The sequence below is a fragment of the Polaromonas sp. P1_E3 genome (genome assembly GCF_056405935.1).
Window position 1 is genome coordinate 21,324 of sequence record NZ_JBFUBD010000012.1, and the last position, 24,263, is coordinate 45,586.

Consider the following 24,263-nt stretch of genomic DNA (forward strand, 5'->3'; position numbering starts at 1 on the left):
CTGAGGGGCTACGAATGACAAGAGGGGTATGGGAGGCGCCGGCTGCATTGATCCGGCTCATGCGGCCGCACCAATGGCTCAAAAACGCCTTTGTATTTGCCGGCCTGGTGTTCAGCCAGAACTGGCAGGACAGTGCGCTGGACCTGCGCGTGTTTTACGCCTTTGCCGCGTTCTGCTGCCTCTCGAGCATGGTCTACATCATCAACGACTGGCATGACCGCGCAAGCGACGCCCTGCACCCCGCCAAGCGGCACCGGCCGCTGGCCAGCGGCGCAGTCGCCGTGCCGGTGGCGCTGGTGCTGGCGGGCCTGTTGCTGGTGGCGGGGCTGCTGCTGGCTGCAGGCAACCGTACGCTGCTGGTGCTGCTGGGCCTGTACACGGTGCTCAACCTGGCCTATTCGTGGCGGCTCAAGCAGGTGCCGGTGGTCGACGTGTCCATCATTGCCTCGGGCTTCATGCTGCGCCTGCTGGCCGGCACCGTGGCGGTGGGGATCCCGCCTTCGCGCTGGCTGCTGCTGACCGGTATTTTTGTGGCGCTGTTCCTGGGTTTTTCCAAACGCAAGGCTGAAAGTTTTCATGAGGAAGCCAGCCAGCGCGCCGTGCTGGCGCACTACCCGGCGGCCCTGCTCGACACCTTCATGGCCGCGACCATGACGGCCACCCTCACCACCTACAGCCTGTTTGCCACCAGCCCCGAGGCGCAACTGCAGCACGGCGAACGGCTGCTCTACACCGTGCCGGTGGTCATTTTCGGCATGCTGCGCTACACCTACCAGGTGCACCGCGGCCGCGGCGAAGACGTGGCGCGCGACATGCTGCGGGACCCGTGGATCCTGGCGGCCGGCGCGCTCTGGCTGGCTATCTTCCTGAGCCGCCGCCTGTGATTCCCGGGGGCGCTCCGCCGCCCGCGCGCGGCACCTTGCCGTTCAAGCAGCTGTTGCTGGTGCTCGGCGTGGTGGCTACGGCTTATGCGGCCGTGCTGCTGATCTGGGGTGACAGCCCCAGGGCATCGCTCGCGCTGCTGTGGTCGTGGACGGGCGTACAAGCTGCAGGCCTTTGCCTGCTCAACTATTTGCTGCGAGGCCTCCGTTGGCGGCTCTGGATGGCTCACTTCGGGCGCCAGTTCGGCTGGCTGCAGGGGCTGAGGCTCTACCTGGCCGGTTATGCCTTCACGCCCACGCCGGGCAATGTGGGTGAAGCGGTGCGCGGCCTGATGCTGGCGCAGCGGCCGCTGGGCGCGGCGCAGAGCCTGGCCATCTTCGGCGCCGAGCGCCTGGCCGACCTGCTGTGCCTGCTGCTGCTGTGTTTGCCGGCCATGTTGTGGGGCCTGAACCATGGTGCGATGCCGTTGTCGGGCGGCTGGCTGATGGGCTTGCTGGCGGTTGGTGCGCTGTTGGCCGTCATGGCTGCGGCGCTGTTCTTTATTTACCGTGCACGGCTCTTTGCGCGTTTTGCCTGGCTGCAAGAAGCATGGCATTGCCTGTCGGTGCACCCTTGGCTCTGGTTTGGCCTGACCCTGGTGGCCTGGGCTGCGCAGGGGCTGGCGGTCTGGCTGGTCTGCCGTGCCATGAATGTGCACCTTGAATTGCTGACGGCCGCCGGCTTTTACGCGGCGGCCATGGTGGCCGGCGCATTGTCGGCGCTGCCGGCCGGCCTGGGCGGCACGGAGGCCGTGCTGACGGGCCTGCTGGTGGCGCAAGGCGCTACACCGGCTGCGGCCCTTTCCATCACGGTGCTGGTGCGGCTGCTGACGCTGTGGCTCGCCGTGGCCATTGGCGTGGTGGCCTTGCTTTATAGTGCGGCCATCCGCAAGGAAATCAGCTTTCGCTAGCCCGTGCGGGCCTTCCTCCCCGGCCTTCCGCTGTAGCGCGCAGCATCGCCATACCGATCGCCCTTCCTGCTGACACGCCAAACCAAACCGTTTCTCCCCCAGCTTCCAGTTTCATGCCCCAGTACCACGACACCGCCGCCTTTCCTGTTTCGCTGAGCCGCTGGCTACTCGCCGCCGGTCTTCTGTCACTGCTGCTGCGTTTGTGGATTGCCGTCACGTTTCCGGTCACCGGCGACGAGGCCTTCTTCTACTGGTGGGGTGTGTACCCCGACTGGGGCTACTCCGACCACCCGCCGATGGTGGGCTGGCTGATCGCGCTGATGCGCGCCACGCTGGGCGACAGCCTCTGGTCCATTCGCTTGCCCATTGTGCTGCTGCCGCTGGCGCTGGGCGCGGCGCTCTGGTGGGCGCTCAAGCCGGCGGGCAAGGTGCGCGCGGCCTGGGCGGTGCTGTTTTTCTGGCTCGCGCCGCTGAACTGGCTCAACGTGCTGATCACCACTGACACCCCGCTGATCTTCTGGTCGGTGCTCTCGGTGGCCGCCCTGATGCGTGCCGAGCGACGTGCGGCGCTGGACCGTGCCGCCTACGGGCTCTACGCCCTGTCAGGCCTCTTCCTGGGCTGTGCCTTTCTTTCGAAGTACTTCTCGGTGGTGCTCGGCTTCAGCTATCTCGTTTACTTCGTGTTGTACCGGCGCGAACGGCTCGCGGGTTTTGCGCTGCTGGTGCTGTGTGCCTTGCCTGGCCCGGCCATCAACATCGCCTACAACATGTCGCACGGCTGGTCGAACATCATGTTCAACGTCTACAACCGCAATGAAGACGCGGTGTTCGAATGGCGCAAGCCGCTGACCTACGTCGGCATGATGGTCTACCTGATCACACCTGTGGCGGTATGGATGGCTGTGCGCTACCGTGAAGCGCTGATGGCCGCCGCACGAAGCCAGCGCCTGCTGGCCTGCCTGGTGGTGGTGCCGCTGCTGTTCTTTGCGCTGCTGTCAGGCAAGAAGGTGATCGGCCTGCACTGGGTGCTGTCGTTTTACCCTTTTGGCTTCGCATTTTTGGCGTTTGCCTTGCCGGCTGACAGGCTCAAGGCCTGCGCCAAAGGGCTGGCCGTGTTTGCCGGCCTGCATGTGCTGGTGGTGGCCGGGCTGTACATGACGTCGCTGGATACCTGGAAAACGACCAAGCTCTATCCGCAGATCATCCGCAGCTACAAGACCGCTGAAATGCTGCAGCAGGTCACCGCGCCGGGCGTGGTGCTGATGGGTGAGGCCTACACGCCCGCGTCGATTTTCGGGTTTGAGCGCCGCGAATACATGCCTGTGTTCGGCGTCGGCAAGTTCCATGCACGCCAGGACGACATGCTGGTCGACTTTTCGCTCTACCAGGGCAAGACGGTGCGTGTCATCGTCGCCGACAAGCCGAGGCTGGAAGAGTTTGCGCCCTACTTCGAGTCGGTGCGTGTGCTCAGCTTCGAGCAGGACGGCGTGCCTTTTTATGCGGTCGAAGGCACGGGCTTCAAATACCAGGCCTACCGCGAAGGTGTGCTGGGCACGATTTTCAAGCGCTACTTCAACATTCCCTCGTGGCTGCCCATGACGGGCTGCCCGTTCTGCGTGCGCTACTGCGGGCAGGTGCGATGCCCGAGGTGAGCGCTACCGGGGCCGGCCCTGTCGTTGCCGCCTTTGACTTCGACGGCACGCTGACCCGGCGCGATACCTTCACGGTGTTCCTGGCACGCGGCCTGGGCTGGCCGCGCTTTCTGTGGGCCGTGTTGCGCTGCCTTCCCTGGCTGGCCGGTTATGCGCTGCGCCTGGTGCCCAACCACGTCGCCAAAGGCAAGCTGATGCAGGCCACGCTGGCCGGCCGCAGCCTGGCCGAGATGCAGGACTGGACGGCCCGCTGGCTGGCACACGATTTCCCCGGCCAGCTGCGTGAAGACGCCATGGCGCGCCTGGCCTGGCACCGCGAGGCCGGGCATTGCTGCGTGATGGTCAGCGCCTCGCCTGATATCTACCTGCAGGTGGTGGCGCGCCAGCTGGGCTTTGACGCGCTGCTCTGCACCGAGATGGAAGTGGTAGGCGAAAGCGTGAGCGAACGTCTCACCGGCCGCCTCACTGGTCGCATGAGTACCCCCAATTGCCATGGCGAACAGAAGGTTCTGCGCCTGCAGGCGTGGGCGCTGGCGCGCTATGGGGAAACAGGACTGGGTGGCGTGACGCTGTATGCCTATGGCGACACCTCCGGCGACAAGCCCATGCTGCGGCTGGCCCGGCATGCGTGGTACCGCGGCAAGCCCTGGGTGGACGAAACGCAGCGGGTGTGAGGGCTTGAATTGGCCGGGTCGGCGTCTGACGCAGGAGGTTCACGCGGTCGCTATTATTTTGATAGCTGCTAGCGCACGACCCGTATGCCTTTCAGCCTTGTTTGACACTCAAAAAATGCCTCAAAACCTGTTTGCGACGCTGAAAATCGCCAAAACGGCCCCAAAGCACAGTTTGAAGGTCGTTTTGGCCCGTTTTTGGGCATCAATTTGCCCTCCAGCCCAATAGGGGTGTGCGCGAGTAGCTATCAAAATAGTAGCAAAAATGGGCAGGGCCCGCACGCCTTGCGACGCGCGGGCCCTGCCGGGAATGTTGAGGTAAGGCTGTTGCCGGCTCAGTCCTCGAGTTCGGCCTTGGCCATCTCCACATCCAGCCGCTCAGTCGCATCCAGCGGCTTGGCTGCAGCGGCCTGCTCGTACAGCTTGGTGGCTTCCTTCATTTTTTTGTCGCCTTCCAGCATGACCAAGCCGTTGGCGTATTCGATCATGCCGATGGCCGAGCCCGGGTTCAGCTTGAGCGCGTCCTTGTAGAGCGCCAGACCGATGTCTTTTTTGGCGCCGTAGGTCATGCCGCCGATCAGCGAGCCCACCTTGTCGATCACTTCGGCATGAAAGGCCGCCAGCGCGATGTGGGCGTCTGCGTGCTTGGGCGACAGCTTGATGGCCTGCTCCAGCGAATTCTTCACCTTGGTTCCCAGGCCCTGGGCCAGCGCCTTTGCCACGCTGATGCCCTGGCTGTAGCGGCCCAGCGCGTAGGCCTGCCAGTACCAGGCGTTGGCGTTCTTCGGGTCGTCCTTTTGCTGGGCTTCGGCGCGTGCGGCCACTTCCATGAACATGTCCAGCTTGGCTTTTTCCTTGGTTTCCAGGTAGGTGGCGTACATGCTGGTGGCCTTGTTGGCCACGGTGATGCCGTTGCCGCCGGCCTTGATGCCGGCCTCTGCCGCCTTCTGGAAGTCGCCGTTGTGAAACAGCACCCAGGCCTGCAATACATCGGCATCCTTGGGCAGGGGTTCGCAGTCGCCCTGGTGCAGGCGGGCCCAGCTCTTTTTCAGGCTGGCGGCATCAAATGTGTAGTCGCCGGCGTGGGGAAAGGCAGTCCATTTGGCCATTTTTGTTGTCTCCTTGGTAAAAATTGTTGGTGTTATGAATGCGGCGTTGTGAGGGCGCTCAAGCCGGGTTGCTGTAGGCGCCTACCAGCGCCTGCAAATGCGCACGCTGGCCTTGCTCGAGGTAGGGAATCAGCAGGTTGAGCACGTGGTGGGCGCCGCGCAGCAAGGCGGCCTGCGCATTGGCCGGCTCCAGCGCGTTGCGCGGGTCGCGCACGTACTCAAAACTCAGCCAGTAAGTCAGTACCACCACCATGCTGGTGGCCGTGGCCTCGACCTCGCGCGAATCAATCGTCACGGCGCCGGTTCGGCTCATGCCGTCCAGCAGGGCTTTCACGGCGCGGGTCTTGTTTTTGAGGACCCACTGGAAGTGCGTTTCGAGCCGGCGGTTTTTGCTCAGCAGGTCGTTGAGGTCGCGGTACAAAAAGCGGTATTGCCAGATCAGCTCGAACAGCGTGTGCATGAAAAACCAGGCGTCTTCCACATCGCGCACGCCGTCGCTGGCATTGAGCAGCTCGCTCAGGGACTTTTCGTAGCGGTCAAAGAGCGAGTTGATCAGCTCGTCTTTGGCCGGGTAGTGGTAGTACAGGTTGCCGGGGCTGATGTTGAGCTCGGCGGAGATCAGGGTGGTCGACACATTGGGTTCGCCAAAGCGGTTGAACAGGTCCAGGGTGACCTCCAGGATCCGCTCGGCTGTACGGCGCGGCGCTTTTTTCGCCATAAGTTGTCTACCTTGTGTTTTCTTGACTCTAACCCACCGGTTCCCTGCGCGGCACTAGGGAAGTCCAGCAATCTGCGGGGGTGTGTGAGGGGGCGTAACCAGCATGGCGCAACTTTGGCAATCTTTGGCAGGTATTTGGAAAACCTTTGTTTAAGCCGGGGCCGGCGCCGGGGCGGACAGCTTGCCGGCAGCCGGGCGCAGCACGTGGCTCAGATCTTCCATTGCGTCTTCCAGCGAGGCAATGGCGCGGCCCAGGCGGGTGGCCGCGGGCCTTTCGGCCACCAGGTGGCGCCGGGGGTCTTCCAGCACGTCCAGGTTCAGCGACACGCCGTGCCGCGCCAGCGTGGCCGCCAGCGTGGTCTTGCGCGAGCGCAGCATCTGCCGGGTGTTCTGGTAGGCATGCTCGGCCAGTTCGCGGCGCTGCCGGTAGCTGAAGGTATTAGCCAGGAACATCTCGGTGTCGCGGGCGTCGGGTTCCAGCAGCACGATGTCGGTGCCGGGGTAGGCGTGCGCGTAGTGCTTCATGCCAAGTTCCAGCCGCGAATGGATCATTGAGCGGAAGGTCTGGCTCATCACGGCGGGCAGGCCGCCGTTCACGATGCGCGGAATCGCCTGCTTTTCGGCTGGCAGGCCGCGGCGCATGACACGCTGGTTCATGGCCAGCGCCGGCGCGCGGGTGGCGTTGAAGGGCACGAGCGGGTTCAGGCAGAACATCAGGTCAACGCCGTCGTCCAGGGCCACGCCGGCGTGCATGGTCTTTTTCAGGGCACCGTCCACGTAGTAATGGCGGTCGATCTCCACCGGCGGAAAGAGGCCCGGCAGGGCAGAGCTGGCCTGTACGGCTTTGGAGATTGGAACGTGGTCCCAGCCGGGGCGGCCGAAGGGCGCGGCGTCGCCGCTGTCAAGGTTCGTCGCGACCAGTGTCAGCCGCGTGCGGAGCTGGCGAAAGTCGTTGGTGCGGCCGGGTTTGGAAAACAGCGCGGCCAGGCGCGTGTCGATTTCGTCGTTGGAGAAAATACCAGTCGGCAGTGCCGGGCCCAGCGCCTCCAGCGCATTGACCAGCGACTTGCGCCCGAAGGTGGCGCGCCAGGCCGCCGACGCCAGCAGGCCGGGCAGCATGATGCTGCGCCGCAGAAATTCGCCGTACGCCGGCACCATCAGCCAGGCCGGGTCAAACACCTCCGACGCCTGGTCGTCGTTTTCAATGAAGGCGGCGCACAGTTCACGCGGTGTCATGCCGTTGGCCAGGCCCGCGGCAATAAAGCCGCCGGCGGACACGCCGACATAGTGGTCCAGTCCGGTGAATGAAAGCCCGTGCAGGGATTCGTCAAGCGCGCACAGCGCACCGATTTCGTAGATGGCACCCAACGGTCCACCGCCAGAGAGGGCCAACGCAATGCGCGGTTTTGTTGGGCGTTTACTTTTGGCGTGCTTCGCTTGGGTCATGGCTGGAAAGTGTAGACGGCGGCCCTGGATCTATTTGCTGCTTTGCAGCAAAGTCGGGGCATTGGGTGATTGCGCGCGGGCGTAAAAAAAGGGACGGCATGTCCCTTTTTCCAGAGCACCGTGTCCTCAGGCCGATTTGCGTGCAGCGGGGCGTTTTGCCGCGGGGCGGGCCGCCTTTTTTGCTGCGGGTTTTGCCGCTGCGGTTTTGGCAGCTGGCTTGCCGCTCATTTTTTGCACATTGCGGTTGAGCTCGTCGATGCGTGCGATCAGTGCGTCCACGTCTTTGGCCGAAGGCACGCCGAGTTTGTTCAGGGCTTTGGCCACGCGGTCTTCGAAGATGTTTTCCAGCTTGTCCCACTGGTGTCCGGCTTTGGACTGGATGTCGGTCGCCATGCTGGCCATCTTGTTGGTGGCTTCGGAGATCTTTCCTTCGGCCACGGCCTGGGTCTTGCGCTGGATGGACAGGCCTTCCTTGACCAGGGTCTCAAACACTTTGCCGCCTTCTTCTTGCGCCTTGGAGAAAGCGCCCAGGCCGGCGAGCCAAATCTGCTGGGCGGACTCCTTGACGGCCCCAGACAGCTGTGGACCGGACTTCTTGTCAGCGCTCATTTTTTGCAATTTCTTGACCATGGGTTACTCCAGACAGTTTGTGTTTATGGAACTTCGCGGGCAGTATGCCGCATGCACCCGGAAAATATAAGGCCTCCACGTGGTGGTGTTTAGGTGCTGTGTTCTAGAACGCGGTCTGTTTAATCCGTGGGCAGGTTCTAGGCAGGCGGCTCTATGGAAAAGCACGTGCGAGGCGGGTGAGCGCGGGTTTCTGCTGAATAGAGACTTATGCGCTTTAAGCAAGAATCACTTTTTGACTTGGCCGTTCAGCGGAGGAAACACAAAATGCATTATTTCGTTACAGGGGCCACAGGCTTCATTGGCAAGCGCCTGGTAAAAAAACTTCTGGAACGAAAAGGAACGACCGTTCATTTCCTTATCCGCAAGGAAAGCGCCGGCAAAGTGGCAGCACTGCGCGAGTATTGGGGTGTGCCTGCTGCCCGTGCGGTGGCTGTGCACGGCGACCTGACCAGCAAAAAGCTCGGTGTCAGCAGCGAAGACATCAAGAAACTCAAGGGGCAGGTCGGGCATTTTTACCACCTCGCGGCGGTGTATGACCTGGGCGCCGACGAGGAAAGCCAGGTAGCCGTCAACATTGACGGCACCCGCAACACGGTGGAATTCGCCAAGGCGATTGATGCCGGCCACTTTCACCATGTGAGCTCCATCGCCGCAGCGGGCCTCTATGAAGGCGTGTTCCGGGAAGACATGTTCGAGGAAGCCGAAAACTACGAACACCCCTACTTCATGACCAAGCACGAGAGCGAAAAAATCGTGCGCAAGGAATGCAAGGTTCCCTGGACGGTGTTTCGCCCGGCCATGGTGGTCGGCGACAGCACCACCGGCGAAATGGACAAGATTGACGGGCCGTATTACTTCTTCAAGCTGATCCAGCGCATGCGGCAGCTGCTGCCGCCCTGGATGCCGGCGGTGGGGCTCGAAGGCGGACGGGTCAATATCGTTCCGGTCGACTTTGTCGTTGATGCGCTGGACCACCTCAGCCACAAGGCCGGCATTGCCAAAAAATGCTTTCATCTGGTGGACCCGGTGGGCTACCGCGTGGGTGATGTACTGGACATCTTCAGCCGCGCGGCCCATGCGCCCAAGATGAACCTGTTCGTGAACGCCGCCTTGCTGGGCTTCATTCCGCGCGGCGTCAAAAAGAGCCTGATGGCGCTGGCGCCGGTACGCCGTGTGCGCAATGCGGTGCTGGCCGACCTCGGCCTGCCCGAAGACATGCTGACATTTGTCAACTACCCGACCCGCTTTGACTGCCGCGACACCATGGCCGCGCTCAAGGGCTCGGGCATTGAGTGCCCGAACCTCAAAGACTACGCCTGGCGCCTCTGGGATTACTGGGAGCGCCACCTGGACCCGGACCTGCACATCGACCGCTCGCTGCGGGGCACGGTCAACGGCAAGGTGGTGCTGGTCACCGGGGGATCATCGGGCATCGGCCTGGCGGCGGCACACAAGTTTGCTGATGCCGGCGCCATCACCATCATCTGCGGGCGCGACCAGGACAAGCTCGACGAAGCCTGCAAGGAAGCCAAGGCCAAGGGCTATAACTTTGTGGCTTACCCGGCCGACATCGCCGACATGGCCGACTGCGACCGCTTCATCCAGGAGCTGATCGCCAACCACGGCGGCGTGGATTTCCTGATCAACAACGCGGGCCGGTCCATCCGCCGCGCCATCGAAGCCAGCTACGACCGCTTCCACGATTACGAGCGCACCATGCAGCTCAATTACTTCGGCTGCTTGCGCGTGACCATGGGCCTGCTGCCCGGCATGGCGGCCAAGCGCAAGGGCCATGTGGTCAACATCAGCTCCATCGGTGTGTTGACCAATGCACCGCGCTTCTCGGCGTACGTCGCCTCCAAGGCCGCGCTGGATGCGTGGACGCGCTGCGCCTCCAGTGAGTTCGCGGATGTGGGCATCAGCTTTACGACCATCAACATGCCGCTGGTGCGTACGCCCATGATTGCGCCGACCAACCTGTACAACAACGTGCCAACGCTCTCCCCTGAAGAAGCCGCCGACATGATTGCGCAGGCCTGCATCTTCAAGCCGGTTCGCGTGGCCACCCGCCTCGGCATCACCGGCCAGCTCATGCATGCGCTGGTGCCGCGCATCGCCCAGATCGCCATGAACACCAGCTTCCGGATGTTCCCCGATTCATCAGCCGCCAAGGGTGAGAAATCCACCAAACCGACGCTGTCGGCCGAAGCGGTGGCGATGCAGCAGATGATGCGCGGGATTCATTTCTGATCGCTTGTTAGCGCCATTGCGCGAAGGGCCTGGTTTTCCAGGCCTTTCGTTTTTTCGCCCGCGGCGAGGTGGGAGATAATCCTGGTCCAGATGCGGCTGCGGCACTTGCCGGCCAGTGCCGCCAAAAAGGAGACCCCATGATTTTGGTGACAGGCGGTGCCGGCTTTATCGGCTCCAATTTCGTGCTCGACTGGTTGGCAGACGGCGGTGAGCCGGTCATCAATCTCGACAAGCTGACCTATGCGGGGAACCGTGAAAACCTGACCTCTCTCGAGGGTGACGGCCGCCATCATCTGGTGCAGGGTGACATTGGCGACGCCGAGCTTCTGGGGCGGCTGTTTGCCACCCACCGGCCGCGAGCGGTCGTTCATTTTGCGGCCGAATCGCATGTTGATCGTTCAATCCTCGGCCCTGAGGAATTTATCCAGACCAATATCGTCGGCACCTTTCGCCTGCTCGAGGCCGTCAAAGCCTACTGGGGTACGCTGGAGGGTGACGCCAAAGCGGGGTTTCGCCTGCTGCATGTTTCGACCGACGAGGTTTATGGCTCGCTTGCGCCTGCCGATGCTGCGTTCACGGAAACCCACCCTTACGAGCCGAACAGTCCGTATTCCGCCTCCAAGGCCGCGAGCGACCACCTTGTGCGCGCCTATCACCATACCTACGGCTTGCCGGTCCTCACAACCAACTGCAGCAACAACTATGGCCCCTACCATTTCCCGGAAAAGCTGATCCCGCTGATGATCGTCAATGCGCTTGCCGGCAAGCCGCTGCCGGTCTATGGCGACGGCCAGCAGGTTCGCGACTGGCTGTACGTCAAGGACCACTGCAGCGCGCTGCGCCGTGTGCTGGAAGCCGGAAAGCCCGGGGAGACCTATAACGTAGGCGGCTGGAACGAAATGCCCAACATTGATATTGTCCATACCGTCTGCGCCCTGATGGATGAACTGCGACCGCGTGCCGACGGCGGTAGTTACCGGTCGCAGATCAGCTTTGTGAAAGACCGCCCCGGCCACGACCGGCGCTACGCGATCGACGCGCGCAAGCTGCAACAGGAACTCGGCTGGAAACCGGCCGAAACTTTCGAGACCGGAATCCGCAAGACGGTGCAGTGGTACCTGCAAAACCCAGAATGGGTAGACCGGGTGCAGAGCGGCGCCTACCGCGACTGGACCAACCGGCAGTACGGGGCTGCCGCTTGAAACTCCTGCTGCTCGGCAAGAACGGGCAGCTGGGCCGGGAGTTGCAGCGCAGCCTTGCACCCTTGGGCGACCTGGTGGCGCTTGACCGCCACAGCACGGACTTCTGCGGTGACCTGGGTGATCCGGCGGGCCTGGCGGCCGGCATTCGGCAGCTGCGCCCCGACGTGATCGTCAATGCTGCGGCCTACACGGCAGTCGACCGCGCCGAGAGCGAACCTGAACTGGCCGGACGCATCAACACCGAGGCGCCGGCCTTGCTGGCGCTGGAAGCCGCAAGGCTGGGGGCCTGGCTCGTCCATTACTCGACCGACTATGTATTTGACGGCCGTGGAAGCCGGCCCTGGCGTGAATCCGACGATCCAGCGCCGCTCAACGTGTATGGCAGGAGCAAGCTCGAAGGCGAGCAACGGATCCAGGCGACCTGTCCGAAGCACCTGATTTTCCGCACGGGCTGGGTGTACGGCGACGGCGACAACTTCCTGACGGCCATACTGCGCCTTGTCAGGCAGCAGGAGCGTATCGAAGTCGTTGATGACCAATTTGGCGCACCTACCAGCGCGGCCCTGCTGGCCGACGTCAGCGCGCGGGCTATAGGCGCGGCACTGGGGTCGCCCGGTTTCCCCGGCCTGGCCGGTCTTTACCACCTGGCAGCCGCGGGTGAAATCAGCCGCCACGGCTATGCCCGGCACATCCTGGACTACCTGGGGCGCCTCCCTTCGGCCGTCGACATCGCTACCCGGGAGCTGGTGCCTGTGAAGTCGCACAGCCGCAGGGCCGCCGCGGTCCGGCCGCTTAACAGCCGTCTCGATTGCTCAAAAATAAGCGGGGCGCTGGACCTCGTCCTGCCGCGCTGGGAGCGTGGCGTGGAGCGGGCGCTCGACCGGCTGGCCGGGAGTTCTCAGGCAACGCGATAATTGCCAGTTAAGGGCGCTGCGGGCCGTACGGTTCCGGTCTACATCATTCACATCAGGGGCGACATGACACAACGCAAAGGCATCATCCTCGCTGGAGGCTCCGGCACCCGCCTGCATCCGGCCACGCTTGCGATGAGCAAGCAGCTTTTGCCGGTGTATGACAAGCCGATGATTTACTACCCGCTCAGCACGCTGATGCTGGCGGGACTGCGCGACATATTGATCATCAGCACTCCGCAGGACACGCCGCGCTTTCAGCAATTGCTGGGTGATGGCTCGCAGTGGGGCATCAGGCTCGAATATGCAGTGCAGCCCAGTCCGGACGGACTGGCGCAGGCCTTCATCATTGGCGAAAAATTCCTCGGCGATGCACCGTGTGCGCTTGTGCTTGGCGACAACATTTTTTATGGCCACGATTTCGCAGTGCTGATGGCCGAGGCCGATGCCAAGCCGTCAGGCGCGACTGTCTTTGCCTATCATGTACACGACCCTGAGCGCTATGGGGTTGTATCCTTCGATGCGGCAGGCAAAGCCGCGAGCATCGAGGAAAAACCGGTTAAGCCCAAAAGCAGCTACGCGGTAACGGGACTCTATTTCTTCGATAACGACGTCGTTGGCGTAGCAAAGCAAGTCAAGCCGGGTGTTCGTGGCGAGCTTGAGATCACCGACGTCATCCGTTCCTACCTTGAGCGCGGTGCGCTCGATGTCCAGGTCATGTTCCGTGGGTATGCCTGGCTCGATACCGGCACACACGACAGCCTGCTTGAAGCGGGCCAGTTCATCGCCACGCTGGAGCGGCGGCAGGGCTTGAAGATCGCCTGCCCGGAGGAAATCGCCTGGCGCAAGGGGTTTATTTCAGCCGCCCAGCTCGAAGAACTGGCCAGGCCGCTGGTCAAGAGCGGTTATGGGCAATACCTCATGCGCTTGCTGACCGAACAGCAGCTTGCTTGAAGTGCGATGAAGATCGTCGCCACGTCGCTCCCTGAGGTGTTGCTGGTCGAGCCGAAGGTGTTCGAGGACGCGCGCGGATTCTTTTTGGAAAGCTTCAATGAAAGGGCTTTCAACCAGGCCACCGGCCTTGACCTGCATTTTGTCCAGGACAACCACAGCCATTCAATGCGCGGTGTGTTGCGAGGATTGCACTACCAGGTAGGCCGGCCGCAGGGGAAGCTTGTCCGGGTGACCTGCGGCGCAATTTTCGATGTCGCGGTTGATCTGCGCCGCGGCTCCACAACGTTTGGCCAATGGACGGCTGACGAGCTTTCTGCATCGAATCGCCGGCAAAAATGGGTTCCGCCCGGCTTTGCGCATGGGTTTCTTGTCCTGGGCGACGGCGCGGACGTGCTGTACAAGACCACCGAGTACTACGCGCCCGAACACGAGCGGTGCCTGCGCTGGGATGATCCCACTCTTGCGATCGAATGGCCGCTGGCGCAAGCCCCTCTGCTGTCAGCAAAGGATCGGGCGGGACTGGCTCTCGGTGCGGTGGAAACCTTTTGATTTATTTTTACCCGGATCAAAGGTATCACTTACAATCCCCCGTTCAACAATTGAACAGGCTGTATCGGCAATACTCATGACCCCTCAGGAACTGCCCTATTACTTGCTGTGCCAGCTCCTGGATGAGCCGGCGGCCAGCCAGCGCAGCCTTGCCGAACGCTTCGGCGTGAGTCTTGGCAAGGTGAATTACTGTCTGCGCGCGCTTGTCGACAAAGGCCTCGTCAAGGCCAGCAACTTCAAGCGCAGCGACAACAAGCTGGCTTACGCCTACGTATTGACCCCGGCGGGGCTTGAAGAGAAGAGCCGGCTGACCAAAGCATTCCTGCAACGCAAGCTCGTCGAGTTTGAGGTTTTGCAGCAGGAAATAGAGGCGCTTCGCCAAGAGGCGGAAGAGGCATGACCCTTGCATCCCAGGCAGTTGTCGCCATCCGTCCGGTGGTGCTTTGCGGTGGCAGCGGCACACGTTTGTGGCCGCTTTCGCGCAAGGCATTTCCCAAGCAGTTCATTCCCTTGTTCGGCGAAAAATCGCTGTTGCAGCTTACCCTGGAGCGCTTGGCGCCGCTGGCGGGCGGTCTGCCCGAGTCGATCACCTGCATCGCCTCTGACGACCACCGGTTCCTGGTGACCGATGTTGCACAGCATGCCGGACTGGCGGTCAGGCAAATACTCGAGCCTGAACCCAGAAACACTGCCGCGGCCATGGCCCTCGCCGCGCTGGCTGCACCGGCAGATGCCTTGCTGCTGTTTTGTCCGGCTGATCACCATATCCCGGATGCAGACGCCTTTGCTGCGATGGTGCGCGGCGCGGTTCCCGCGGCGCTGGCGGGCCGGCTCGTGACTTTCGGTGTGCAACCCAGCATGCCGAGTACGGCGTACGGTTATATCCAGAAGGGGGCTTCGACGGGCGAAGGCGGGTTTCAGGTCGCGCGGTTTGTCGAGAAACCCGCCCTCGATAAGGCCGTGGAGTTTCTCGGTAGCGGCCAGTATCTCTGGAACGCCGGAATATTCCTGATGCAGGCGCGTGCATTGCTCGACGCGTTGCAAACCCACGCTCCCGATATTCTCGAAAGCTGCCGCCAGGCGATGGATGCGCCGCAGCAAGACGGGCTGTTCACGCGACCCCATGCCGAGTCTTTCAGGGCCTGCCGGAGCCAGTCCATTGACTACGCGGTCATGGAACGCGCAGACAACGTCGTGGTCTATCCATTTAATGGGCTTTGGAGCGATGTCGGCAGCTGGAATGCCGTTGCCGGTCTGGCGCAGCTGGAACAGGATGGAAACCGTGCCGGCGGCGACACCCGGAACGCGCATCACCTGCGTTCGCGCAATACCTATATTCACGCAAGCGGTGGCCGTCCGGTCATGACGCTGGGTACCGCAGATCTGCTGATCATCGATACCCCCGATGCGTTGCTGGTTGCGCATACTTCTGATGCCGAAGCGGTCAAGGAGGTTGTCGCACGGCTCGAAGCGCTTGACTCGGCCCAGGCGGTGCAGCACCGCCGCGTCGCACGGCCGTGGGGCTGGTACGACTGCGTCGATGCCGGTGACCGGCACCAGGTCAAACGCATCACGGTGCGCCCAGGCGCCTCCCTGTCGCTGCAAATGCATCATCATCGCGCCGAGCACTGGATTGTGGTCTGCGGCACCGCGGAAGTTGTCAACGGCGACAAGGTCCTGCTGCTCACGGAAAATCAAAGCACCTATATCCCGGTCGGGCAAAAGCACCGGCTGACCAACCCTGGCAAGACACCGCTTGAACTGATTGAAGTGCAAAGCGGAGCCTATCTTGGCGAGGACGATATCGTCCGGTTTGAAGACACCTACGGAAGAATTGAAAAAATAAAATGACCCAAAAAGTTGCATTGATCACCGGCGTGACCGGTCAGGACGGCTCTTACCTCGCCGAGTTCCTTCTTGAAAAGGGCTACATCGTGCACGGTATCAAACGCCGCGCGAGCTCGTTCAACACCGAGCGAGTCGATCACCTGTACCAGGACCCGCACATCGATCACCGCAACTTCGTGCTGCATTACGGCGATCTGTCCGACAGCAGCAACCTGACCCGCATCCTGCAGCAGGTTCAGCCGGACGAGGTTTACAACCTCGGTGCGCAAAGCCATGTGGCGGTGAGCTTTGAGTCACCGGAATACACGGCAGATGTCGACGCGATTGGCCCGCTTCGGTTGCTTGAGGCGATCCGCATCCTCGGCCTGGAAAAGAAGACACGTTTCTACCAGGCATCGACTTCCGAGTTGTACGGCCTGGTGCAGGAGACGCCGCAGAAGGAAACCACGCCTTTTTATCCAAGAAGCCCGTATGGCGTGGCCAAGCTCTACGCCTACTGGATCACGGTCAACTACCGCGAGGCCTACGGCCTCTATGCCTGCAATGGCATCCTGTTCAACCATGAAAGTCCGCGCCGTGGTGAGACCTTCGTGACGCGCAAGATCACGCGTGGCCTGGCCAACATTGCGCTCGGCCTTGAAAAGTGCATTTTTATGGGGAACATGGACGCATTGCGTGACTGGGGCCATGCCAAGGACTATGTGCGCATGCAGTGGATGATGCTGCAGCAGGACGCGCCCAAAGATTATGTAATTGCAACGGGTGTGCAGTACACCGTGCGTCAATTTATCGAAAAATCCGCCTTGCAGCTTGGCATTACCCTCGCATTCGAGGGAACCGGCGTCGGCGAGCACGCTGTCGTGCGTGCGATCGAGGGCGATAAGGCGCCAGCCGTCAAGGTCGGCGATGTCATCGTCAAGGTTGATGCGCATTACTTCCGGCCCGCCGAAGTCGAAACCCTGCTGGGTGATCCCTCCAAGGCGAAAAAAGAGCTCGGCTGGATTCCCGAAATCACGCTCGACGAAATGGTGCAGGAGATGGTCGCCCACGATCTCGAAAATGCCCGCCAGCATGCGCTTCTCAAGCGCCACGGCTATGCCGTACCTGTGAGCAAGGAAAACTGATAGATGGACCAGCAGGCAAAGATCTACGTCGCAGGCCATCGGGGAATGGTGGGAGGTGCGATCGTCCGTGCGCTCATTGCGAGGGGGCACGACCCACAGTGCATCATCACGCGCATGCATGCGGAGCTCGACCTCGTGAATCAGCAGGCAGTTAACGAATTTTTCGCGAAAGAAAAACCTGCCGAGGTGTACCTGGCTGCTGCAAAAGTTGGCGGCATCCACGCCAACAACACCTACCCGGCCGAATTCATCTATGACAACCTCATGATGCAGGCAAACGTGGTCCAGGCTGCGCATGCCAATGGCGTGCAGAAGCTGCTGTTTCTCGGCTCTAGTTGTATTTATCCCAGGCTCGCGCCGCAACCCATGACCGAGGACGCACTGCTGACCGGCAAGCTGGAGCCGACCAATGAGCCTTATGCGATCGCCAAGATTGCGGGCATCAAGCTTTGCGAGAGCTACAACCGTCAGTATGGCCGTGACTATCGCAGCGTCATGCCGACCAACCTCTATGGCCCGGGTGACAACTATCACCCGGAAAACAGCCACGTGATCCCGGCGCTGATCCGGCGCTTCCATGAGTCCAAGGTCAAGGCCGTACCGCAAGTGGCGATCTGGGGAACTGGCACTCCCAGGCGGGAATTCCTCTATGTCGACGACATGGCCGCTGCCAGTGTCCATGTCATGGGTCTTGAACCTGCGGAGTATGCCGAACAGACAGAACCCATGCAGGCCCATATCAACGTCGGCGCAGGCAGTGATGTGTCTATCGCCGAACTTGCCCACCTTGTTGCGCGTGTCGTCGGTTATGAAGGCGAAATCACCTTCGACCCATCCAAGCCGGACGGCGCGCCGCGCAAGTGGATGGACTCAAGCCGCATTAACGGGCTTGGCTGGTCTGCAGCGGTGGGGCTTGAGCAAGGCCTTGCGATGGCTTACGCAGACTTCAAGCGACTGGAGCAGCAGGCATGAAAATCACAATCATCGGCACGGGTTACGTCGGCCTTGTCACTGGCGCCTGCCTTGCCGAGCTTGGAAACCATGTTTTTTGCCTGGATGTTGACCAGTCCAAGATTGACATTCTCAACAGTGGCGGGGTGCCTATCCACGAAGCCGGGTTGAAGGAAATCATTGAGCGCAATGTCGCGGCGGGGCGCTTGGTGTTTTCGACCGACATCGTCGCCAGTGTTGCGCATGGTGCGGTGCAGTTCATTGCGGTCGGCACGCCGCCCGATGAAGACGGAAGCGCTGACCTGCAATATGTACTGGCTGCCGCGCGCAATATTGGCCGCCACATGGGCGACTTCAAGGTCGTTGTTGACAAGTCAACCGTGCCCGTCGGCACCGGAGACAAGGTGACCGAGGTGATCGCTGCGGAGCTCGCGGCACGTGGCGCCGCCAGCACCGGGTTCGCGGTTGTCAGCAACCCCGAATTCCTCAAGGAAGGTGCGGCCGTTGAGGATTTCATGCGGCCCGACCGCGTGGTGTTGGGTGTTTCCGGTGACGCCGCGGGACAGAAAGCATTGGCCATCATGCGCCAGCTGTATGCGCCGTTCAACCGAAACCATGAGCGGACCCATGTGATGGATGTGCGCAGCGCCGAGTTGACCAAATATGCGGCCAATGCAATGCTGGCCACACGTATCAGCTTCATGAACGACCTCGCCAACCTGGCCGAGAAGGTGGGCGCAGACATCGAGCTTGTGCGCCAGGGCATAGGCTCCGACCCGCGCATCGGCTACAGCTTCCTGTATGCGGGAACCGGATACGGCGGAAGTTGTTTTCCCAAGGATGTACAGGCTCTCGTGCGAACCGCTGCTCAGCATGGGCAGCGATTGCATGTGCTTGAAGCTGTTGAAGAGGTCAACAACCGCCAGAAGCTTGTGCTGGTTGACAAGATCGTTGCACGCTTTGGCGAAAATCTCAGTGGCCTCACGTTCGCCCTCTGGGGCCTGGCGTTCAAGCCGAATACCGACGATATGCGAGCGGCCCCCAGCCGGGTGATCGTTCGCGAATTGCTGCGGCGCGGTGCGCGTGTGCAGGTCAACGATCCGGTTGCGATGGCGGAGGCGAAACGCAGCCTTGCGCTTGACCTTGCTGGCACGCCGGAATGGCTTGCATCGATCAGCTGGCACGAGCAGGCAATGGACGCACTGTCGGGCGCCGATGCCCTCGTCATAGCGACTGAGTGGAAAGCCTACCGGAGTCCGGACTTTCCGGCGATGCGCGCAGCGCTGCGCCAGCCGGTCATTTTCGACGGTAGAAATCTTTATGAACCGGCGGCGTTGCGCGACGCCGGTTTTGAATACAGCGGTATTGGACGGCAGACGCCGCACCATCCATGAGCGATTTCACAGTCCTGGAACTGCCGGGTGTCAACGACGCGCGTGGCGGCCTCACGGTATTGGAAAAGAGGTTGCCGTTCGATATTCAGCGCGTCTACTGGATCTACAACGCGGCCGGGCAGACGCGCGGTGGCCACCGGCATCACGTCACACGGCAGGCGTTGGTCGCAGTCAACGGAGAGATATCGGTGCACATGAGCGACGGTAAACACCAGCGGGATATTGTGCTGAATACGCCGGCCCAATGTTTACTGGTCGAGCCCGAGGACTGGCACACGATGACTTTTGGAAAGGATGCCGTGCTGTTGGTGATGGCTTCGCATACCTACGACAAAAACGATTACATCAGCGAGAGCTACCCATGATCGAATACGAAAGCCTGGCGCAGTCCAACGCGCAATTCATGGATGAGCTCGACGCCGCAGCGAGCCGTGTGATCCGTTCCGGGTGGTATGTGCTGGGCCAGGAAGTTACCGCCTTCGAGGCCGAGTTCGCCGCCTATGTGGGCGCAAAACACTGTATCGGGGTGGCCAACGGGCTCGATGCGCTGATCCTCTCGATTGAAGCGCTGGATTTACCCAAAGGTAGCGACATCCTCGTCGCGTCGAATACCTATATCGCCACGATCCTGGCGGTACTGCGGGCCGGTCATCGTCCGGTGCTGGTCGAACCCGAACTCGCTACCTTCAACATCGACCCGGCGCTGCTGGCCAGCGCGCTGACCGGCAATACGCGGGCGATCTGCGTGACGCACATGTTCGGCAAGAGCTGCCGCATGGACGCCATATCAGCCTTTGCCAGAGAGCACGGCCTGAAGCTGATTGAGGACTGCGCCCAATCGCATGGTGCGAAGCTGGGTGGCCGGCAGACCGGTACCTTTGGCGACGCCGGTTGCTTCAGTTTCTATCCGACAAAAAACCTGGGGGCCGTTGGCGACGCGGGGGCGGTAGTGACCGATGATGACGCGCTGGCTGATCGCCTGCGACATCTGCGCAACTATGGCTCAAAGCAGAAGTACGTCAACCGTTACATCGGCATTAACTCGCGCCTTGATGAGTTGCAGGCTGCGTTGTTGCGCGTCAAGCTCAGGCACCTGGGTGGCATGACGTCTCATAAGCGTGCCTTGGCGGATGTCTACGCGGCTAACCTGCCGGCGTGGGTGCAAAAGCCCTTGCAACGCGCGGATGAATTCGATGTATTCCATATCTACGGTATTCGCCATCCCCAGCGCGACGCGCTGCGCCAGTACCTTCTGAATGCCGGCGTGAAGACCGAGGTGCATTACCCGATTCCACCGAATCGCCAGGAAGCGATGCAGGGCATTCTCGTGGGCGACTATCCGATTTCCGATGAGCTGCATGCGACCGAGCTGAGCTTGCCGATTTCGAACGGGCATACGGCCGCCGATGTGCAGCGCGTCTGTGAAATCTTCGCAAGTGCTCCGTCTGACCTGGCCCTCACATCATGACCTCTGACCTTAAAACAGCACCACAGGGCATTTCCAGAGATGACCTCGAAAGCTGGGATACCGTTATCCAGCCTCGCGGCAAAGTAATTGCGGTCGACCTTCGCAGCGTATGGGCTTACCGAAATCTGGCGTGGATGTTCTTCAAGCGCGACTTCATCACGTTTTACAAGCAGACGATTCTCGGCCCCCTCTGGTACCTGATTCAGCCGGTGGTGACCGCGTTGACCTATTTCATCGTGTTCGGCAAGATCGCCAACATCTCGACAAATGGTTTGCCGCCGTTTCTTTTCTACATGTCGGGCATTGTGATGTGGACATACTTCTCGACTTGTCTTTCAAACAATGCCGAGGTCTTTTCAAAAAATGCTTCGTTGTTCGGGAAGGTGTATTTCCCCCGGCTGGTGGTCCCGCTGTCGGTCGCGTTAAGTGGTCTCGTTGCGTTTGCAATCCAGTTTGCCTTGCTGACGGTGGTCACGATCGGCTTCATGCTGTCGGGAGCAGATGTGTCGCTCCACTGGCAGGCTTTTGCCGCCGTTCCGCTGCTTGTTCTGTATGTCGCGGCGCTGGGCATTGGCGTCGGCCTCATCGTGTCAGCCATGACGGTGCGGTTCCGTGACCTGGCGTACGTTACTGGTTTTGTGATTCAGCTCTGGATGTACGCCACGCCGGTCGTCTATCCGTTCACGCAGATTCCCGCCAAATACCAATGGTTTTTTCACCTCAACCCAATGACCGCACCGATCGAAACCCTTCGCATGGCGATGTTTGGCGCCCCTGGAGTAGGTCTGTCCATCTGGGCGGCTAACCTTGCGGTGACTGTCGGGCTTCTGGTTGCGGGTGTCATTCTTTTTTCCCGGGCCGAGTCCCTTGCCATGGACACGGTGTAAGCCATGAGCAACGATATCGTTATCCGCGCTGAGCACATCAGCAAAGAATACCGCCTTGGTGTTATCAACCATGGCACGCTTTATCGCGACATGCAGAGCTGGTGGGCGCGTTACCGCGGTCGTTCTGATCCCAATGCCGAGATCAAGGAGCTCGCCACGCAGAAACGCGACCATGCCCGTATTGAAGGCGACCTGTTCCACGCACTCAACGACGTTTCCTTTGAGGTCGGCCGCGGCGACATTGTTGGGGTGATCGGGCGCAACGGAGCCGGCAAGTCGACCTTGCTCAAGGTCATTTCCCGGATCACCGCGCCCACCAGGGGATACATTGGCCTCAAGGGGCGTGTTGCAAGCCTGCTGGAAGTCGGCACCGGGTTCCATCCAGAGCTCACCGGCCGCGAGAATGTTTTCCTTAACGGTGCGATTCTCGGAATGTCGAAGGCTGAGGTCACTGCAAAATTCGAACAGATCGTTGAGTTTGCCGAAATTGGGCAATTCATCGATACACCGGTCAAGCGCTATTCGTCAGGCATGTATGTACGGCTGGCCTTCTCGGTTGCGGCGCATCTGGAGCCTGAGATTCTTCTGGTCGACGAGGTGCTCGCGGTCGGCGATATCAATTTCCAGAAGAAGTGCATGGGCCGCATGCAGGAAGTTGGCAAAAGCGGAAGGACGATTCTTTTTGTCAGCCACAACCTGACCGCCATCAGCAGCATCTGCCCGACGGCAATCCTGATGTCGGACGGCAAGGTTGCCGATACGGGCGCCACCAGTGATGTCATCAGAACCTATCTCAACGACAGTGAGAATGGCGGTGGCAAGGCCTTGTATTCCATTGCACCGGAATCCGTCGACGGGAAGGCAGTCATCTACAAGGTTGCAGCCCTCAACGCTCGCGGTGTCTACGACGGCCCGCTGGAGCTTACCGAGCCCTTTTCAGTAGAGGTTGAATACGAAATCCGCGAGGCCATGTCCGGTCTCAGCGTGGGCCTGCAGATCATTGCGGATGATGGCTATACATGTCTTTACAGCCTTTCTGACCCGGAACTGGATGTCCGGCGGCTTGAAACGCGCGAACCGGGCAAGTACAGGTCGCTCCTCCGGTTCCCGGCCTGCCTGCTCAATACGGGGTCTTATTCCATACGGGTAGGGATTTCGTCGCGCTTCTCCATATTCTCCGTTGCGGAGGGAGTGCAATTCGAAGTCGAGGACAACGTTGGTGTTATCCAGATGCTGGGACAGAACCGAAAACCGTCGGTCTCGGCACTTCAGTTCCCTTGGGAAATCGAAAAACTCTAATGCCTGGTCTTATCGTTGGGATGAAATAGCGTGAAAAAAGTACTTGTTACCGGAGCAGATGGTTTTATCGGCTCGCATCTTGTCGAGAGCCTTGTCAAGGCTGGGTATTCCGTGCGAGCCCTATGTCAGTACAACTCGTTCTCCAGTTGGGGATGGCTCGACGATTCGCCTTGCCGCAACGATATTGAAGTCGTGCTCGGCGATGTGCGTGATCCGGCCCAGATGCGGCTGATCTCCGGGGGCATCGACACGGTATTCCACCTGGCCGCATTGATCGCGATTCCTTATTCTTACCACGCGCCTTCAAGCTATGTGGACACCAATGTGCAGGGTACGCTCAATGTGTTGCAGGCTGCCCTGGATACCGGCGTAAAACGCGTGATCCATACCTCCACGAGCGAGGTTTACGGCACCGCACAGTTCGTGCCGATCAGCGAAGAGCATCCGCTGCAGGCTCAGTCGCCCTATTCGGCCACCAAGATTGCTGCGGATGCGCTTGCCTTCAGCTATTTCAGCAGTTTCGGGCTTCCAGTCACCATTGCGCGTCCGTTCAATACCTACGGTCCCCGGCAGTCCGCTCGCGCGGTGATTCCAACCGTGATCAGCCAATTGCTGGCGGGCAGCCGCAAGATCAAGCTCGGCAGCATCACCCCCACCCGTGATTTCAATTTTGTGCTTGATACCTGCGCTGGATTTCTTGCCCTCGCCGAATGCGCCGGTGCGGTTGGGCAGACCGTCAACATTGGTTCTGGCGGCGAGATATCAGTGGGTGACACTGTCAGGTTGATTGGCCGAATCCTCGACGTGGAGGTCGAAATTGAATGCGATGAGCAGCGGTTGAGGCCGGCTGCCAGCGAGGTTGAGCGCCTGTGCTGCGATAACCGGAAGATCCAGGCGCTGACGGGCCATCAACCGGCGTATGACCTTGAGGCGGGATTGCGCGCGACTGTCGACTGGCTCAAGCTTCCCGAAAACTTTAAACGCTACAAACCAGGAATGTTCAATGTCTAAGCGGGCAGTCATTCTTGCCGGCGGCAAAGGCACGCGCCTGAGGCCCTACACCGTAGTGTTGCCCAAGCCCCTGATGCCGATCGGCGAATACCCGATCCTCGAAGTGATCGTGCGCCAGCTCGTCAAGGCTGGTTTTGATCACATTACGCTGGCGGTCAATCACCAGGCTGAAATCATCAAGGCGTTCTTCCAGAATGGTGAGCGCTGGGGAATTCGCATCGACTATTCGCTCGAAGACCAGCCGCTCGGCACGATGGGGCCACTCAAGCTCATCAAGGACCTGCCGGACAACTTCCTGGTCATGAACGGCGACATTCTCACCGACCTGGACTACGCTGAGTTCCACAATGCGCATACG

Annotated in this window: 24 protein-coding genes; 20 read left to right on the plus strand and 4 right to left on the minus strand. The window is 60.8% G+C overall.

Features of this window, described 5'->3' with window-relative positions:
* Positions 1-14 precede the first annotated feature (14 nt).
* The 4 genes from AC1D0Z_RS04130 (at position 15) to AC1D0Z_RS04145 (ending at position 4,157) form a co-directional block, all read left to right on the plus strand.
* A complete protein-coding gene (locus AC1D0Z_RS04130; protein WP_477656978.1) occupies positions 15-884 on the plus strand; it encodes a decaprenyl-phosphate phosphoribosyltransferase in 870 nt (289 codons plus the stop codon).
* Entirely contained in the window at positions 881-1,831 is a 951-nt protein-coding gene (locus tag AC1D0Z_RS04135; protein ID WP_477656979.1) for a lysylphosphatidylglycerol synthase transmembrane domain-containing protein, read from the plus strand. The genes AC1D0Z_RS04130 and AC1D0Z_RS04135 overlap by 4 nt, the downstream gene beginning before the upstream one ends.
* 113 nt (positions 1,832-1,944) lie before the next feature.
* The gene (locus AC1D0Z_RS04140; protein ID WP_477656980.1) at positions 1,945-3,483 is read left to right on the plus strand and encodes an ArnT family glycosyltransferase; all 1,539 of its coding nucleotides are present in this window, start codon (positions 1,945-1,947) and stop codon (positions 3,481-3,483) included.
* On the plus strand, positions 3,417-4,157 hold the full coding sequence (locus AC1D0Z_RS04145) for an HAD-IB family hydrolase (RefSeq protein WP_477656981.1): 741 nt from the start codon (positions 3,417-3,419) through the stop codon (positions 4,155-4,157). The genes AC1D0Z_RS04140 and AC1D0Z_RS04145 overlap by 67 nt, the downstream gene beginning before the upstream one ends.
* 332 nt (positions 4,158-4,489) lie before the next feature.
* Here AC1D0Z_RS04145 and AC1D0Z_RS04150 read toward each other — a convergent pair whose 3' ends face one another.
* The 4 genes from AC1D0Z_RS04150 to AC1D0Z_RS04165 form a co-directional block, all read right to left on the minus strand.
* The gene (locus tag AC1D0Z_RS04150; RefSeq protein ID WP_477656982.1) at positions 4,490-5,263 is read right to left on the minus strand and encodes a hypothetical protein; all 774 of its coding nucleotides are present in this window, start codon (positions 5,261-5,263) and stop codon (positions 4,490-4,492) included.
* 58 nt (positions 5,264-5,321) lie between these two features.
* Positions 5,322-5,981 carry a TetR/AcrR family transcriptional regulator gene (locus tag AC1D0Z_RS04155; RefSeq protein WP_477656983.1) on the minus strand — a complete coding sequence of 220 codons (660 nt, stop codon included), beginning with the start codon at positions 5,979-5,981 and terminating at the stop codon, positions 5,322-5,324.
* 150 nt (positions 5,982-6,131) lie between these two features.
* Positions 6,132-7,427 carry a patatin-like phospholipase family protein gene (locus tag AC1D0Z_RS04160; protein WP_477656984.1) on the minus strand — a complete coding sequence of 432 codons (1,296 nt, stop codon included), beginning with the start codon at positions 7,425-7,427 and terminating at the stop codon, positions 6,132-6,134.
* A 126-nt stretch (positions 7,428-7,553) separates the two neighbouring features.
* On the minus strand, positions 7,554-8,057 hold the full coding sequence (locus AC1D0Z_RS04165; RefSeq protein WP_477656985.1) for a phasin family protein: 504 nt from the start codon (positions 8,055-8,057) through the stop codon (positions 7,554-7,556).
* A 264-nt stretch (positions 8,058-8,321) separates the two neighbouring features.
* Here AC1D0Z_RS04165 and AC1D0Z_RS04170 point away from each other — a divergent pair, with 264 nt between their 5' ends.
* From AC1D0Z_RS04170 to AC1D0Z_RS04245, 16 genes are all read left to right on the plus strand, one after another.
* Entirely contained in the window at positions 8,322-10,307 is a 1,986-nt protein-coding gene (locus AC1D0Z_RS04170) for an SDR family oxidoreductase (protein ID WP_477656986.1), read from the plus strand.
* A 137-nt stretch (positions 10,308-10,444) separates the two neighbouring features.
* A complete protein-coding gene (gene rfbB / locus AC1D0Z_RS04175; RefSeq protein WP_477656987.1) occupies positions 10,445-11,509 on the plus strand; it encodes a dTDP-glucose 4,6-dehydratase in 1,065 nt (354 codons plus the stop codon).
* Complete coding sequence (gene rfbD, locus AC1D0Z_RS04180) at positions 11,506-12,423, plus strand: dTDP-4-dehydrorhamnose reductase (RefSeq protein WP_477656988.1); 918 nt, start codon at positions 11,506-11,508, stop codon at positions 12,421-12,423. Before rfbB ends, rfbD begins: the two co-directional genes overlap by 4 nt.
* 63 nt (positions 12,424-12,486) lie before the next feature.
* Positions 12,487-13,374 (plus strand): glucose-1-phosphate thymidylyltransferase RfbA, encoded by an 888-nt coding sequence (gene rfbA, locus AC1D0Z_RS04185; RefSeq protein ID WP_477656989.1) that lies wholly within the window; start codon positions 12,487-12,489, stop codon positions 13,372-13,374.
* Positions 13,375-13,380: 6 nt separating this feature from the next.
* On the plus strand, positions 13,381-13,923 hold the full coding sequence (rfbC, locus tag AC1D0Z_RS04190) for a dTDP-4-dehydrorhamnose 3,5-epimerase (RefSeq protein ID WP_477656990.1): 543 nt from the start codon (positions 13,381-13,383) through the stop codon (positions 13,921-13,923).
* Positions 13,924-13,999: 76 nt separating this feature from the next.
* Positions 14,000-14,323, plus strand: a complete 324-nt coding sequence (locus tag AC1D0Z_RS04195) for a MarR family EPS-associated transcriptional regulator (RefSeq protein ID WP_477656991.1) — start codon at positions 14,000-14,002, stop codon at positions 14,321-14,323.
* Positions 14,320-15,774 carry a mannose-1-phosphate guanylyltransferase/mannose-6-phosphate isomerase gene (locus tag AC1D0Z_RS04200; RefSeq protein ID WP_477656992.1) on the plus strand — a complete coding sequence of 485 codons (1,455 nt, stop codon included), beginning with the start codon at positions 14,320-14,322 and terminating at the stop codon, positions 15,772-15,774. The genes AC1D0Z_RS04195 and AC1D0Z_RS04200 overlap by 4 nt, the downstream gene beginning before the upstream one ends.
* Entirely contained in the window at positions 15,771-16,895 is a 1,125-nt protein-coding gene (gmd, locus tag AC1D0Z_RS04205) for a GDP-mannose 4,6-dehydratase (RefSeq protein ID WP_477656993.1), read from the plus strand. Before AC1D0Z_RS04200 ends, gmd begins: the two co-directional genes overlap by 4 nt.
* Positions 16,896-16,898: 3 nt before the next feature.
* The gene (gene fcl, locus AC1D0Z_RS04210) at positions 16,899-17,867 is read left to right on the plus strand and encodes a GDP-L-fucose synthase (RefSeq protein ID WP_477656994.1); all 969 of its coding nucleotides are present in this window, start codon (positions 16,899-16,901) and stop codon (positions 17,865-17,867) included.
* On the plus strand, positions 17,864-19,240 hold the full coding sequence (locus AC1D0Z_RS04215; RefSeq protein WP_477656995.1) for a UDP-glucose dehydrogenase family protein: 1,377 nt from the start codon (positions 17,864-17,866) through the stop codon (positions 19,238-19,240). Before fcl ends, AC1D0Z_RS04215 begins: the two co-directional genes overlap by 4 nt.
* Positions 19,237-19,605 carry a sugar 3,4-ketoisomerase gene (locus tag AC1D0Z_RS04220; RefSeq protein WP_477656996.1) on the plus strand — a complete coding sequence of 123 codons (369 nt, stop codon included), beginning with the start codon at positions 19,237-19,239 and terminating at the stop codon, positions 19,603-19,605. Before AC1D0Z_RS04215 ends, AC1D0Z_RS04220 begins: the two co-directional genes overlap by 4 nt.
* Positions 19,602-20,708, plus strand: a complete 1,107-nt coding sequence (locus AC1D0Z_RS04225; protein WP_477656997.1) for a DegT/DnrJ/EryC1/StrS family aminotransferase — start codon at positions 19,602-19,604, stop codon at positions 20,706-20,708. Before AC1D0Z_RS04220 ends, AC1D0Z_RS04225 begins: the two co-directional genes overlap by 4 nt.
* Positions 20,705-21,595 (plus strand): ABC transporter permease, encoded by an 891-nt coding sequence (locus AC1D0Z_RS04230; RefSeq protein ID WP_477656998.1) that lies wholly within the window; start codon positions 20,705-20,707, stop codon positions 21,593-21,595. The genes AC1D0Z_RS04225 and AC1D0Z_RS04230 overlap by 4 nt, the downstream gene beginning before the upstream one ends.
* Before the next feature lie 3 nt (positions 21,596-21,598).
* Positions 21,599-22,894, plus strand: coding sequence for an ABC transporter ATP-binding protein (locus AC1D0Z_RS04235; protein WP_477656999.1), 1,296 nt, complete (start codon positions 21,599-21,601; stop codon positions 22,892-22,894).
* 30 nt (positions 22,895-22,924) lie between these two features.
* On the plus strand, positions 22,925-23,905 hold the full coding sequence (locus tag AC1D0Z_RS04240; RefSeq protein WP_477657000.1) for an NAD-dependent 4,6-dehydratase LegB: 981 nt from the start codon (positions 22,925-22,927) through the stop codon (positions 23,903-23,905).
* A partial coding sequence (locus tag AC1D0Z_RS04245) for a sugar phosphate nucleotidyltransferase (RefSeq protein ID WP_477657001.1) occupies positions 23,898-24,263 on the plus strand: 366 nt, incomplete at its 3' end. The genes AC1D0Z_RS04240 and AC1D0Z_RS04245, both read left to right, overlap by 8 nt.